Origin of the sequence: Streptomyces sp. NPDC002793 (assembly GCF_040295485.1) — a bacterium.
GTDB lineage: Bacteria > Actinomycetota > Actinomycetes > Streptomycetales > Streptomycetaceae > Streptomyces.
In genome coordinates, this window is the sequence record NZ_JBEOVL010000030.1 from 1 (window position 1) to 13,641 (window position 13,641).

Below are 13,641 nucleotides of genomic sequence, written 5' to 3' on the forward strand. Positions count from 1 at the left end.
TCAGCCGAAGGCCGCCTGCGTGTACCGCAGTTACCAGCCCGAGTGATCAAGTACGACGGACCGTTCGGACCCCGAGGTTAAAGATCAAGCTAGTAGCGCTGGTTGAGATAGCCGAGCAGCTCGTGGTGCAGCAGTCCGTTGGACGCCGCCGCGTTGCCACCGCCCGGGCCGGAGACCCCGTCCAGGCTGGTGAACTGCCCACCCGCCTCCTGGACGATGATCGCGTTCGCCGCCATGTCCCAGAGGGAGAGCTCCGGCTCCGCGCAGATGTCCACGGAACCCTCCGCGACCATCATGTACGGCCAGAAGTCCCCGTAGCCACGCGTGCGCCAGCAGGCCCGGGTCAGATCCATGAAGCCGTCGAGCCGGCCCTGCTCCTCCCAGCCGGTCATCGAGGCGTACGCGAACGACGAGTCCGCGATCCGCTCGACCTTCGAGACGTGCAGCCGGGTCGCGGACGTCAGGCTGCGGCCGGAGAAGGCGCCGGCGCCCTTCGCCGCCCACCAGCGGCGGTTCAGCGCGGGGGCCGACACCACGCCGACCACCGGCTGGAAGCCGTCCTCGCCCGCCTCCATCAGCGAGATGAGGGTCGCCCAGACGGGGACGCCCCGCACGTAGTTCTTGGTGCCGTCGATCGGGTCGATGACCCAGCGTCGCGGCCCCGTGCCCTCGATCCCGTACTCCTCGCCCAGGATCGCGTCGCGTGGGCGGGCCCGGTGCAGGTGCCCGCGGATCAGCTCCTCCGCGTGTTTGTCGGCCTCGCTCACCGGGGTCATGTCCGGCTTGGTCTCGACCTTGAGGTCCAGAGCCTTGAACCGGTCCATCGTCGCCGCGTCGGCGGCGTCCGCCAGCACGTGGGCAAGGCGCAGATCATCGTGGTAGTCGGGCATGCCGTCACAGTATCCACCGCCACCCGCCCGGGCTACACGGCCCCGCGTGGCCCCGGCCCTGCCGAGCCGGGGCCGGCCGTGCGTGGACCCTTGACAGCCACCCCGGGCGCATCGACTCTGACCGCAGGTCCCCGGGGTGGGAGGCGACGATGCCATCGGCGCGAGAAGCACTGCTGGACTCCGCGCGCTCGGCGCTCTCCGAACTGCCCTGGACGGCCGTGCGCATGGTTGACGTGGCGGCGGACGCGGGTGTCTCGCGGCAGACCCTCTACAACGAGTTCGGCAGCAAGGACGGTCTGGCCCGCGCGTTGGTCCGGCGTGCGGCCGACGGGTACCTGGCCGGCGTCGAAGGGTCGCTCGGCGCTGCCGCGGAGGGGGAGTGGCCGGCGGAGCTCGTGCGCTGGACGGTCCGGGCGGCCCGCGCGGACGTCCTGGTCAGGGCCCTGCTGACGGGTGTCTGGGGAGAGCGGCTCCCCGGGCCGGGGTCGTCACCCGGCGGGTCCGGCTCCGACAGTGCACCGCCCACGCCCCTCGAGTTCCTCGTGATCGTCCGGGACCGGGCCGTGGCCGCGCTGGGGGCCGGGCGCCCGCCGCGTGACCCCGGGAGGCTGGAGCTGACCTGCGAGGTCGCGCTCCGGCTGGCCCTGTCCTACATGCTGGTGCCGACGGGGATCCCGCCGGCACCCGGGGCTCAGTGCGCCGAACCGGACAGCTGCAGCCCGATCACGCCGATGATCACCAGCGAGATCGACACCAGCTTGAGGGCGGAGACCACGTCGTCGAGGAAGATCATTCCGTAGATCGCCGTCCCCGCCGCCCCGATGCCCGTCCACACCGCGTACGCGGGGCCGACGTCGAGCTTCTTGAGGGCCATCGTGAGCAGACCGAAACTGCCGAGGGCGAACGCACAGAACGCGATCGTCGGCCAGAGGCGGGTGAATCCGTGCGAGAGCTTCAGGCACACGGCGAAACCGGTCTCCAGCAGTCCGGCGACCACGACCAGCAACCACGCCATCGTCAGGTGCCTCCCACGTAGGTGACGCTTCGTCTCGCTTGCGCGATTATGCCCTTACCAGCTCCGAGAGCTCGCAAACGTGCGCGAGTCGGGCGGTCCGGCGCTCGGCCGACGTGACTCAGTCGCCCTCGCGCCGCTCCCGGGTCGCGAGGAGCCGCCGCAGTGAGTCGAGCCGCGCCGGATCGGCGTGCCCCTCCGCGACCCACGCGTCCAGGGCGCACTCGGGCTCCTGGCCGTCATGGGTGCAGCCGCGCGGACAGTTCTCCGTACCTGGCTGAAGATCGGGGAAGGCGTTGATGACCCGGGAGGGGTCGACGTGGTGCAGACCGAACGACCGCACACCCGGGGTGTCGACCATCCAGCCACGGCCGTCCGGCAGCGGCAGGGCGAGCGCCGAGGTGGTGGTGTGCCGGCCGCGTCCCGTGACGGCGTTGACCACCCCGGTGGTCCGCCGTCGGTCCTTGGGCACCAGGGCGTTGACCAGCGTCGTCTTGCCGACACCGGAGTGCCCGACGAAGGCGGTCACCCGGTCGTTCAGCAGCTCGCGCACGTGTTCGGCGGCGTCGCCGTTCTCCAGCTCCTCGCGGCTGGTCACGATGTAGGGGACGCCCAGCGGGGTGTACGCCTCCAGGAGCTTGTCCGCCGAGGCCAGATCGGACTTGGTCAGTACGAGGAGCGGGGTCAGCCCGCCGTCGTACGCCGCGACCAGACAGCGGTCGATCATGCGCGGGCGGGGTTCGGGATCGGCGAGTGCGGTCACGATGGCCAGTTGGTCGGCGTTGGCGACGACCACCCGCTCGAACGGGTCGTCGTCGTCCGCCGTGCGGCGGAGCACCGAGGTGCGGGCACCGATCCGCACGATGCGCGCCAGGGTGTCCTTGGCGCCCGAGAGGTCACCCACCAGGGAGACCCGGTCGCCCACCACGGCGGCCTTGCGGCCCAGTTCGCGGGCCTTCATGGCCGTCACCGTACGGTCGTCGACGAGGCAGGTCAGCCTGCCCCGGTCGACGGTGAGGACCATGCCGTCCTCGGCGTCCTCGTGCTTGGGGCGCGTGTGTGTGCGGGGGCGGTTGCCCTTGGGATTGGGGCGGACGCGGATGTCGTCCTCGTCGGGGTTCTTCCCGTAGCGGCGCATGCCCTCAGCCCTCGCGCCGGCCCGTGGGGGCGCCGAGCGCCCCGGCGGACACGCCCACGGCGCCGGACGGCTCCCCGAGCATGCCGGTCCACATGTCAGGGAAGTCCGGCAGGGTCTTGGCCGTCGTACCGACGTTCTCGATCTCCACCCCCGCCACGGCGAGGCCGATGATCGCGCCCGCGGTCGCCATCCGATGGTCGTCGTACGTGTGGAAGGTGCCGCCGTGCAGCGGGCGGGGGTTGATCCGCAGGCCGTCGGCGGTCTCGGTGACGTCGCCGCCGAGGCCGTTGATCTCCTTGGTGAGCGCCGCCAGCCGGTCCGTCTCGTGCAGCCGCAGGTGGGCGACGCCGCTCAGGGTGGACGGGGAGTCCGCGAGGGCTGCGAGGGCCGCGATGCCCGGCGTCAGCTCACCGACCTCGCTCAGGTCGACGTCGATGCCGTGGACCGTGCCCGAGCCCGTGAAGGTGAGGCCGCGCTCGGTCAGCTCGCAGGCGCCACCCATCGTGGTGAAGATCTCGCGCAGCGCGTCACCCGGCTGGGTGGTCCGCAGGGGCCAGTCGGGGACGGTGACCCGACCGCCGGTGACCAGCGCGGCTGCCAGGAACGGCTGGGCGTTGGAGAGGTCGGGCTCGACCGTCAGATCGCGGCCCAGCAGGGCGGAGGGGGAGACCCGCCAGACATCGGGCTCACCGCCCGACTCCGGTTCGTCGACCTGGGCGCCGGCCGAGCGGAGCATGTCGACGGTCATCCGGATGTGGGGCATGGAGGGCAGCGCCGAGCCCGTGTGCCGCACCTCCACGCCCTGGTTGAACCGGGGCGCGGACAACAGCAGCGCGGAGATGAACTGGGAGGACGAGGAGGCGTCGATGGACACCGTGCCCCCGTCCAGTGCGCCCGCCCCGTGCACGGTCAGCGGCAGTGTCCCGCGGCCGTCGTCGTCGATCCGGGCCCCCAGGGACTTCAGTGCGCCGATCACGCCGTGCAGGGGTCGTTCGTAGGACCGCGGGTCCCCGTCGAAGTGGACGGGGCCGTCCGCTAGGCAGGCCGCGGGCGGCAGGAAACGCATCACCGTGCCGGCGTTGCCGACGTCCACCCGGGCCGGGCCGTGCAGGCCCGCGGGGATGACCCGCCAGGCCTCGCCCGAACCGTCCGGGCCCACTCCCTCCTCGATGCCGACGCCCATCGCGCGGAGCGCCTGGGCCATCAGGAGGGTGTCGCGGGAGCGGAGCGGGCGGCGCAGCCAGCCCGGCTCGGAGGACAGGGAGGCGAGGACGAGGGCGCGATTGGTGACCGACTTCGATCCGGGCACGGTGACGGTCGCGTCGACGGCCCCTGTCGCTCGGGGGGCGGGCCAGAGGGCGGGGCGCACGGAACTATCGGTCATGCCCCTCACTTTAGTGGCTCAGCGCAATCCCAGATCCTCAACAAAAAGGACGAAACCAGGGCGTAACGCGAGGGTGGTAGGGGCGGGCTCTCCTGGTCCCAGCTCTCCCGGTCCGGTCCCTCACAGCCCGAGCAGCCAGCGCCCGCCACCGATGAGCGAGCAGAGCGACACGGCGTGGAAGAGGAAGAGCCATATCGCGGCCGGCGCGTGCGTCAGCCGGGCGAGCTGGTCGGCGTCGGAGTCGGGTGCACCCCCGTGCCGCCGCTTGGACTGCAGCTCGAACGCGGGACGCACGCCGCCGAGCAGCAGGAACCAGACCACGGTGTACGCGAACGCCGACTGGACGTCCGCCGAGGTCAGCCAGGACACCAGCAGGAAGGTCGCCCCCGTGAGGATGACCGTCAGCGCACCGTACAGATTGCGGATCATCACCAGCATCACCGCCAGGAGCGCCGTCGCCAGCCACAGGAGCAGGGTGATGCGGCCGTTGGTCAGCAGCCAGGCGCCGCCCAGGCCGAGCAGGGGCGGAGCCGTGTAGCCGGCCGCCGCGGTGAGGATCATGCCGATGCCGGTGGGCTTGCCGCGGCTGACGGTCAGGCCGCTGGTGTCCGAGTGCAGCCGGATGCCGGAGAGCTGCCGCCCGGTGAGCAGGGCGATCAGTCCGTGACCGCCCTCGTGCGCGATGGTGATCGCGTTGCGGGAGAGCCGCCATATGAGGTTCGGCACCACGGCGACGAGTGCCGCCGTGGCCGTGACGACCACCAGCCACTGCTCGGGAGCGGGCTGGGTACCGAAGACGCGATCCCACAGATCGCCCAGTTCGCTGCTGTCCATGGTGCGGGTGGCTCCTTGAGGTACTCGAAGGGCTTGAGGGATCAGGGTCCACTCGACTGGCGGGTCGTGGCAGTCTGGCACTTATGTGCGGACGGTATGCAGCGAGTCGGCGGCCGGAAGATCTGGCCGGGCTCTTCGGTGTGGAGAAGTGGGAACCCACGGAGACCTTGGAGCCCGACTGGAACGTCGCGCCGACCAAGGAGGTCTACGCGGTTCTGGACCGTCCTGTGAAGGACGCGGACGACCCACGTCCGGTTCGCCAGCTGCGGGCACTGAAGTGGGGACTCGTGCCGTCGTGGTCGAAGACTCCGGAAGGGGCCGCCCGCATGATCAACGCCCGCGCGGAGACCGTCCACGAGAAGCCGTCCTTCCGCCGGCCCTTCGTGTCGCGGCGCTGCGTGCTGCCCGCCGACGGCTACTACGAGTGGGTCACCGGGGCCGACGAGCGGCAGCTGGAGGAGAAGGGGAAGAGGAAGCGTCCCCGGAAGCAGCCGTACTTCGTGACCCCCGCGGACGGCTCCGTCTTCGCGATGGCCGGTCTGTACGAGTTCTGGCGCGACCGGACACTGCCCGACGACCATCCGCAGGCCTGGTGGGTGACCTGCTCGGTGATCACCACCGAGGCGGAGACGGCCCCCCTCGCCGTGGCGCCCGCGGAAGGGCCAGGTTCGCTGGCCGACATCCATCCACGGATGCCGCTGATGCTGACCCCGGACCGTTGGGACGCCTGGCTCGACCCGTCGCGCACCGATGTCGACGAGCTGAAGGCGCTGCTCGAATCGCCGCCCGGCGGACTGATGCGGGCCTACCCGGTGGCGACCGCCGTCAGCAACGTCCGCAACAACGGCCCGGAGCTCCTGGAGGAGCTGGCCGCGCCGGAGGCGAGCACGCTCTTCTGACCCGGTACCCGGCAGGATGGCGGTGTGAGCCGTACTACAGCGACAGCGCGGAAGACCGAGAACGTCGGCACGGATGCCGGGGAGGCCAGGATCACCTGGCTCCCCGCCGAGCGGGCCCGCCTGGTGCTCGCCGTCAGCCACGGGGCGGGCGGCGGCATCGAGGCCCGCGACCTCCAGGCCCTGGCCGCCGTGCTGCCGGGCCGCCGGGTGACCGTGGCGCTGGTGGAGCAGCCCTGGAGGGTGGCCGGAAAGAAGCTGGCGCCCGCGCCCCGGACCCTGGACACCGGATGGCGGGGCCTGTGGCCGGCGCTGACGGCCCCGGGGCTCCCCGTCGTCGCCGGGGGACGCAGTGCGGGGGCCAGGGTGGCCTGCCGTACGGCGGCGGAGCTCGGCGCCCGCGCGGTGCTCGCCCTGAGTTTCCCGCTGCACCCTCCCGGGAAACCGGAGAGGTCCCGTGCGGACGAGCTGCTCGGCGCGGGCGGCCCCACCCTCGTGGTGCAGGGCGGCCGTGACCCGTTCGGCCGGCCGGAGGAGTTCCCGCGGGGTGGGCACCGGCTCGTCGAGGTGCCGCACGCGGATCACGGCTTCGCCGTCCCCAGGAAGGCGCCGCTGACCCAGGATCAGGCGATGGACCTCCTCGCCGACGCGGTGGCCGGCTGGCTGGACGGGCTCACCTGACCTCCGGCTCCGGGTGGGCCCCCACACTTCCGGCACCCGCGCAAGTCCCCCGGGAATGCGCCGCGCGGGGCGGCTGTTGTGGCTGGTGTCGGTACACCGCCGATGTCGGTGCAACGCCGTCGTACGTGGAGAGGGAGTCCGTCGTATGGGTTCGACCATCTGCCCGAGCCGCTCGAACGCCGCTGATCTCGAGTGGACGGTGCTTCACGCGGCCACGAGTACTCCGGCGCGCGCCCCGGGCGGAACCGATCGGCAGCCCGCGCGGAAGCAAGGTCGACTATTCTCCGATGCGAGCGGGTCCGGTTTCGGCTCCGCCACATCGTTGGAGGAGGTGGGTCCGGTCACTGGGACCGACACAGGGACCGACGACGGCCGTGCGCAGGAGACGACTGCCGAGCGCAACGCGCGCTTCGAGCGGGACGCCCTCGGGTATCTGGACCAGATGTACTCGGCCGCGCTGCGCATGACGCGCAACCCCGCGGATGCCGAGGACCTCGTGCAGGAGACGTACGCCAAGGCCTACGGCTCCTTCCACCAGTTCCGTGAGGGCACGAACCTCAAGGCGTGGATGTACCGCATTCTCACCAACACCTTCATCAACTCGTACCGCAAGAAGCAGCGCGAACCCCAGCGGAGCGCCGCCGAGGAGATCGAGGACTGGCAGCTGGCGCGTGCGGAGTCGCACATGTCGACCGGTCTGCGCTCGGCGGAGTCCCAGGCGCTCGACCACCTGCCGGACTCCGACGTGAAGTCCGCGCTGCAGTCGATCCCCGAAGAGTTCCGCATCGCCGTGTATCTCGCCGACGTAGAGGGCTTTGCCTACAAGGAGATCGCGGACATCATGGGGACACCCATCGGTACGGTGATGTCCCGGCTGCACCGGGGGCGCCGTCAGCTGCGCGGCATGCTTGAGGACTACGCGCGTGAGCGCGGGCTCGTCCCGGCCGGAGCCGGTGAGTCGGACGACAGGAAAGGCTCGGCCTCATGAGCTGCGGAGAGCCGCACGAGACGGACTGCTCAGAGGTTCTCGATCATCTCTACGAGTTCCTCGACCATGAGATGCCCGAGGGCGACTGCACCAAGTTCGAGGTTCACTTCGAGGAGTGCTCCCCGTGCCTGGAGAAGTACGGCCTGGAACAGGCCGTGAAGAAGCTGGTCAAGCGCTGCTGCGGGCAGGACGACGTGCCCGCCGACCTGCGCTCGAAGGTGATGGGACGGATCGACCTGATCCGTTCGGGCCAGGCCGTCCCCGAGCAGGACGTGGCCCTGGGCGGCGCCGATCGCCCGGCCGCCGCCGAATGACGGCCGCCCTGCCGCGCGTCGGTCGCTGAACCCCCGGGTCGAGTCACCCGAACGTGCTAATTCAGTCCGTTCGAAGCCTGGCCGCTCCCCAACTCGCTAGCGTGGCGCCTCCATCGACCATGCTGGGGGCGGGCGGTACGGGTGAGGGGCACACCGGGGGCGGCACGCGTCCATATCCTGTGCACGGCGGCCTGTGCCGCACTCTGCGCACTGCCGGCGCTGTCTCCCGGGGCCGCCACGCCCTGGGGCACGATCGGCCTCCTGGCCGCGCTCTACCTGGCCTGTGAACTCCCCGGCCGCTGCCGCCTCGTCGGCGGCTCCGTCCCCGTCAGTGCCGGATCGTTCTTCCCCCTGCTGCTCGCCGGGGCGTTCCTGCTGCCGCCGTCCGCCGCCGTGCTGGTCGCGGTACCCGGCGCGCTCGCCGGACGGGTGGAGCGCCCGCCCGCCGCGGCCCGCCGTGTCTGGAGGGCCGCCCAGCTCGCCCTGACCGTGGGTGCGGCCTCGTGGACCTACGCCTTCCTCGGCGGTCCCGCCACGCTCGGCGGCGGCTCGGGGGACGCCGTGCCGGATCTTCCGTACGCCCTCCTCCCCGCCTGTGCGACGGCGCTCGTCTTCAGCCTCGTGCTGGCCGCGCTGGACGGCGGCATCCTCGTCACGGCCGAGCGCGTGGCCGTCAGGCACGCCTGGCGCGGTCTTCCGGCCCGTTCCGTGGGACCGCACCTGGTGCACGCGCTCGCGGGGCTGATGATGGCCGTCCTGTGGCGCAGCTCCTACGGGCCGCTGTCCGCGCTGGTCGTCCTGCTGCCGATGTACATCTCGTGCTGGGTCTTCGCCCAGTACCACCGCCAGCACGCCGCCCACCGCGCCACGATCAGGGCTCTCGTCCAGGCGGTCGACATCAAGGACGGGTACACCCGTGGACACAGCGAGCGGGTGGGCCGTGCCTCCGAGCTGATCGCCCGTGAACTCGGCATGGAGGAGAGCCGGATGGAAGCCCTCCGCTTCGCCGGCATCCTGCACGACGTCGGCAAGCTCGGCGTCCCGACGCGGGTCCTGCGCAAGGACGGGCCGCTCACCCCCGAGGAGCGCCGCGTCATCGAACTGCATCCGGAGTACGGCCACGAGATCGTCCGGGGCATCGGCTTCCTGGACGAGGCCCGCGCCGCGATCCTGCACCATCACGAGCGACTCGACGGCAGCGGCTATCCGTACGGCCTCGCCGGCGACAGCATCCCGGAGTTCGCCCGGGTCGTCGCCGTCGCGGACGCCTTCGACGCGATGACCTCCACGCGCTCCTACCGACGGGGGCGGCCCGTCCCCGCGGCGGTGGAGGAGCTGCTGCGCTGCGCCGGAAGCCAGTTCGACCCGCGGATGGTGCACGCGCTGGCGCACGCCCTGGAGCGCCACGGCTGGTCCGCCGCGGCCAACACGGTCACCTCGGACGAGGAGCCGCCCGGGCTGCCGCACCAGCGGGCGGGGGCACGACCGCCCGCCACCGGTTCCCCGGGCCGGCGGGGACGGCAGCGGTGACCCCGGCCCACCCGCCCCCGGCCGTTCTCGTGGTCCGTGGCGCCGCACTGGCCGTCGCCGTCGTCGCGCTCGGCCACACCCTGTGGCACGGCGTCGTCGAGCCGGGCCACGCCCTCGCCTTCGGAGTCCTGGTCACGGTCGGCGAGCTGGCCCGCTGGGGCGCCCTGCCCGGGGAGCGGGAGCCCGCGCCGCTCGGGGCGGCCGGAGCACTCGCGTACGCCCTGCTCGGGCGCAGCGGCGGACAGGACACCGCGCACGGGGTCCTCCAGGTGGTCACCGTCGTCGCCGCGGCACAGCTGCTCGCCGCCGTGCCGCACATGGCGCGCGGCAGCGGCCCGGGGCCCGACCAGTCCGCCCGGCGCGTGCTGGTGGTGGCGTTCGCCGCCGTGTGTTTCCAGCCGCTCCATCATTCGGGCCGGTCGGAGCGCTGGTTCGGCGAGGGACCGTACGTCGCCCTCTTCCTGCTCGTGCTGCTGATCCTCACCGCCCTCTGCGACGCCGTCCTCACGGCCCTCACGGCGGGGACGCCCCGTCCGTACGGGCCGCAGCTCCGCGACGAACTCCGCGCGCTCAGCGGCATCGGCTCGGCCGTCTGCGCGACCGGCGCCGTGATGGCGCTCGGGGTCGCCGCCGCGGGGTTGTGGGCCCTGCCCGTCCTGTGTGTACCGCTGCTGCTCACCCAGGTCTCGTTCCGCCGGTACGCGGCCGTCCGTACGACGTACCGGCAGACCATCGCCTCGCTGGCCCGGTCCACGGAGATCGCGGGCTACACCCCGCACGGACACGCCCGCAGGGTGGCCGAACTCTCGACGGCGGTCGGGAGGGAGCTCGGGCTGGCGGGTCCGGAGCTGACCGTGCTGGAGTACGCGGCGCTGATGCACGACATCGGCCAGCTCTCGCTCGTCGACCCGGTGGCCGACGGTGCCACCGCCGTGCTCCCGGCCTCCGAGCAGCGCAGGATCGCCCTGCTCGGAGGAGCGGTGGTGCGTCAGACCGGGGTGGACCCGGCGGTCGCCGTGGTGGTGGAGCAGCAGGCCGATCCGTACCGGGAACAGCAGGCCGCAGCCAGGATCGTCCGTGCGGTCAACGCGTACGACGACCTGAGCGGGGAAGGCGTCAAGGGCCCCTTGGGGGCGCTGGAGCAGCTCAGGCTCGGCACCGGCCGCGACTACCAGCCGCAGGTGGTCGAAGCTCTGGCCAGAGTTCTGGCGCGGGGCGGTCTGACCCCGGTCGGGGCTGGGTAACCCATGGGTAATGAGCGAGCGTCCGGCCGGGCATGGTTGGATGCGAAGGAGAGCGGTAAAGAGGGTGTCCAGTCGGGACAGGCGGGAATCGTGAGGATCTTCGGGAAGGTACGGCATCGGCCGTCCGCCTCTTGGCGGCAGGCCACGGACCGCGCGTTCACGCTGATCGGCGACGGCCGGTACGAGGACGCGGGGGCGCTGCTGACGCGCGCGGCGGACCTGGAACCCTGGCTCTCCGAGTCCTGGTTCAATCTCGCGCTGCTGCACAAGTTCCGGCACGACTGGGAACAGGCGAGAGCCGCGGGCCTGCGCGCCGTCGCGCTGCTCGACCGTGGCTCAGGAGCGCCGGACTGGTGGAACGTCGGCATCGCCGCCACGGCCCTGCAGGACTGGCCGCTGGCTCGCCGGGCCTGGCAGGCCTACGGGCTGAGGGTGCCGGGCAGCGCCCAGCACAACGCGGCGGCCAACAGCGAGCCCGCGGGCATGGAGCTGGGCAGCGCGGCCGTGCGGCTCTCGCCCGAGGGTGAGGCCGAGGTCGTCTGGGGCCGCAGGCTCGACCCGGCGCGGATGGAGGTGCTCTCGATCCCGCTGCCGTCCTCGGGGCGGCGCTGGGGCGAGGTCGTCCTGCACGACGGGGTGCCGAACGGCGAGCGGGTCACGGCGGCCGGGCCGTCGTACCCGGTCTTCGACGAGATCGAGCTGTGGGCGCCCTCTCCCGTTCCCACCTGGGTGGTGCTCCTGGAGGCCGCCACCGAGGCCGACCGGGACGCGCTGGAGCAGCTCGCCTCCGATGCCGGATTCGCCGCCGAGGACTGGTCGTCCTCGGTGCGGCTGCTCTGCCGTGCCTGTTCGGAGAGCCGGATGGAGAGCGACGAGGGCCACGGTGAGCACCTGGACCCGCACGACCACAGCGAACCCGGCCACCCCGGCCCCCTGGGCCACCGCACCTCGGGCGACCTCTGGGTGCCGGAGCGTGAGTGCGGCATAGCGGCCCCCGCCGGGCTGGTGCGCGGGCTGCTGGACGGCTGGGTCGCCGACAGCCCGGACAGCCGTGAATGGCGGGATCTCGAAGAAGTCTGCTGAGCGGCGGCCGCAGGTGCCCGTAGGCTGTACGGGCACCGATTCAGGTGCGGTGGTCACGGGTTTGAGGCTTGCAGGAAGGCGTACGGCGGACATGTCGCAGCAGGAGACGGACGAGCGGACCGGTGTGGACGACGAGGGATTCCTCGTGGACACCGAGGACTGCGAGGCGCGCGAGGCCGCGCACCGGGAGCGCGGCACCTCCCGCCCGATCACGGTGGTCGGCAACCCGGTCCTGCACAAGGAGTGCAGAGACGTCACGGAGTTCGACGACGAGCTCGCGCAGCTGATCGACGACATGTTCGCCAGCCAGCGCACGGCGGAGGGCGTGGGCCTGGCCGCCAACCAGATCGGTGTCGACCGCAAGGTCTTCGTCTACGACTGCCCGGACGACGACGGGGTGCGGCACGTCGGCGCGATCTGCAACCCGGTGCTGGAGGATCTCGCGCCGGAGCGGCGCAACCTCGACGACTCCAACGAGGGCTGCCTCTCCGTGCCCACGGCGTACGCCGCGCTCGCGCGCCCCGACTACGCCGTCGTGCGCGGTCAGGACGCCCAGGGCAACGCCGTGAAGGTGCGGGGCAGCGGATACTTCGCGCGCTGCCTGCAGCACGAGACGGACCACCTGTACGGCTACCTGTACATCGACCGGCTCTCGAAGCGGGACCGCAAGGACGCGCTGAAGCAGATGGCGGAGGGTACGCCGCGTTACGAGGTCGTCCCGAACGACTGACGTCCGTACGAGGAGGGGCCCCGTCGCAAGCGGGGCCCCTCCGTGCGTCCGGTGGTGCGAGAGGCTTCGTCAACCAGCGTTATCCGGCGCGTAGTTGACGCGCGTCGACCCGTCCGCCAGGCTCGTCCCACGCTTCACTTCTCCACCTCATCGCGCAGGGAGATCCCCATGCTCAGACGTACCGCACAACTGCTGCTCGGCCTTGTCATGACCATGGCTTTCGCCATCGGTGGTGCCGTCGTCACCGCCGGCACCGCACAGGCCGACGGCTGCTACACCTGGACCCGCACCCTGTCCTCCGGAGCCACCGGCAACGACGTCACCCAGCTCCAGATCAGGGTGGCCGGCTATCCGGGATACAACTCGGTGCTGGCCGTCGACGGGTCGTACGGCCCCGCCACCAAGGCCGCCGTCCAGCGCTTCCAGTCCGCGTACGGCCTCGCCGCCGACGGGATCGCAGGACCGGCCACGCAGGCCAAGCTCTACGCGCTCCAGGACGACGACTGCACCCCCGTCAATTTCACGTACTCCGAGCTCAACACGTGCAACAGCACCTGGGCGGGCGGTGCGGTCGCCGCGGGCACGGCCAAGGCCAACGCCCTCAGCAGCATGTGGAAGCTGCAGGCGCTGCGGCACGCGCTGGGTGACCAGCCCCTCCGGGTCACCAGCGGCTTCCGGTCCACCTCCTGCAACGCGGCGGTCGGCGGAGCCACGAACAGCCGTCATCTCTACGGTGACGCCGTCGACCTCGGCGCCGGACCGCACTCGCTGTGCACCATCGCCAAGCAGGCCCGCTACCACGGCTTCAGGGGCATCCTCGGCCCGGGCTACGCCGGCCACGGTGACCACATCCACGTGAACCAGGGGCCGAGCCACTTCTGGTCGGCCTCGCAGTGCGGCATCTGACCGTACGCGCC

The 13,641-nt window shown here is 71.9% G+C and carries 15 protein-coding genes; 10 read left to right on the forward strand and 5 right to left on the reverse strand.

All coding sequences use genetic code 11. The annotated features are described in order from the left end of the window. Positions 1-89: 89 nt before the first annotated feature. Positions 90-890: a histidinol-phosphatase gene (gene hisN, locus ABT001_RS25380; RefSeq protein WP_351281685.1), complete on the reverse strand. Its 801-nt coding sequence runs from the start codon at positions 888-890 to the stop codon at positions 90-92. A gap of 149 nt (positions 891-1,039) precedes the next feature. On the opposite strand from hisN, the gene ABT001_RS25385 reads away from it, so the two are divergent. Next, positions 1,040-1,690, forward strand: a complete 651-nt coding sequence (locus tag ABT001_RS25385; RefSeq protein ID WP_351281688.1) for a TetR/AcrR family transcriptional regulator — start codon at positions 1,040-1,042, stop codon at positions 1,688-1,690. On the opposite strand, the gene ABT001_RS25390 is transcribed toward ABT001_RS25385, so the two are convergent. The 4 genes from ABT001_RS25390 to ABT001_RS25405 form a co-directional block, all read right to left on the reverse strand. Further along, positions 1,582-1,905, reverse strand: a complete 324-nt coding sequence (locus ABT001_RS25390) for a DMT family transporter (RefSeq protein ID WP_351281691.1) — start codon at positions 1,903-1,905, stop codon at positions 1,582-1,584. The genes ABT001_RS25385 and ABT001_RS25390 overlap by 109 nt on opposite strands. 118 nt (positions 1,906-2,023) lie before the next feature. Next, a complete protein-coding gene (gene rsgA, locus ABT001_RS25395; RefSeq protein ID WP_351281694.1) occupies positions 2,024-3,040 on the reverse strand; it encodes a ribosome small subunit-dependent GTPase A in 1,017 nt (338 codons plus the stop codon). A gap of 4 nt (positions 3,041-3,044) precedes the next feature. Next, positions 3,045-4,424 (reverse strand): 3-phosphoshikimate 1-carboxyvinyltransferase, encoded by a 1,380-nt coding sequence (aroA, locus tag ABT001_RS25400; RefSeq protein ID WP_351281697.1) that lies wholly within the window; start codon positions 4,422-4,424, stop codon positions 3,045-3,047. 120 nt (positions 4,425-4,544) lie between these two features. Then, positions 4,545-5,258 carry a M50 family metallopeptidase gene (locus ABT001_RS25405; protein ID WP_351281700.1) on the reverse strand — a complete coding sequence of 238 codons (714 nt, stop codon included), beginning with the start codon at positions 5,256-5,258 and terminating at the stop codon, positions 4,545-4,547. A gap of 83 nt (positions 5,259-5,341) precedes the next feature. Here ABT001_RS25405 and ABT001_RS25410 point away from each other — a divergent pair, with 83 nt between their 5' ends. The 9 genes from ABT001_RS25410 to ABT001_RS25450 all read left to right on the forward strand — a co-directional run bounded on the left by ABT001_RS25410 (position 5,342) and on the right by ABT001_RS25450 (position 13,630). Then, positions 5,342-6,157: an SOS response-associated peptidase gene (locus ABT001_RS25410; protein ID WP_351281702.1), complete on the forward strand. Its 816-nt coding sequence runs from the start codon at positions 5,342-5,344 to the stop codon at positions 6,155-6,157. Between the two features lie 24 nt (positions 6,158-6,181). Next, positions 6,182-6,835: an alpha/beta hydrolase family protein gene (locus ABT001_RS25415; protein WP_351281705.1), complete on the forward strand. Its 654-nt coding sequence runs from the start codon at positions 6,182-6,184 to the stop codon at positions 6,833-6,835. A 331-nt stretch (positions 6,836-7,166) separates the two neighbouring features. Continuing rightward, positions 7,167-7,823 (forward strand): sigma-70 family RNA polymerase sigma factor, encoded by a 657-nt coding sequence (locus tag ABT001_RS25420; RefSeq protein ID WP_033298180.1) that lies wholly within the window; start codon positions 7,167-7,169, stop codon positions 7,821-7,823. After that, on the forward strand, positions 7,820-8,137 hold the full coding sequence (gene rsrA / locus ABT001_RS25425) for a mycothiol system anti-sigma-R factor (protein WP_351281708.1): 318 nt from the start codon (positions 7,820-7,822) through the stop codon (positions 8,135-8,137). The genes ABT001_RS25420 and rsrA overlap by 4 nt, the downstream gene beginning before the upstream one ends. 141 nt (positions 8,138-8,278) lie before the next feature. After that, entirely contained in the window at positions 8,279-9,667 is a 1,389-nt protein-coding gene (locus ABT001_RS25430; protein ID WP_351281711.1) for an HD-GYP domain-containing protein, read from the forward strand. After that, positions 9,664-10,911 (forward strand): HD-GYP domain-containing protein, encoded by a 1,248-nt coding sequence (locus ABT001_RS25435; protein WP_351281714.1) that lies wholly within the window; start codon positions 9,664-9,666, stop codon positions 10,909-10,911. The genes ABT001_RS25430 and ABT001_RS25435 overlap by 4 nt, the downstream gene beginning before the upstream one ends. Positions 10,912-11,001: 90 nt before the next feature. Then, a complete protein-coding gene (locus ABT001_RS25440; RefSeq protein ID WP_351281716.1) occupies positions 11,002-11,994 on the forward strand; it encodes a tetratricopeptide repeat protein in 993 nt (330 codons plus the stop codon). Between the two features lie 91 nt (positions 11,995-12,085). Next, a complete protein-coding gene (def, locus tag ABT001_RS25445; protein ID WP_351281719.1) occupies positions 12,086-12,724 on the forward strand; it encodes a peptide deformylase in 639 nt (212 codons plus the stop codon). A 168-nt stretch (positions 12,725-12,892) separates the two neighbouring features. Further along, the gene (locus tag ABT001_RS25450; RefSeq protein ID WP_351281721.1) at positions 12,893-13,630 is read left to right on the forward strand and encodes a D-Ala-D-Ala carboxypeptidase family metallohydrolase; all 738 of its coding nucleotides are present in this window, start codon (positions 12,893-12,895) and stop codon (positions 13,628-13,630) included. Positions 13,631-13,641: the final 11 nt, after the last annotated feature.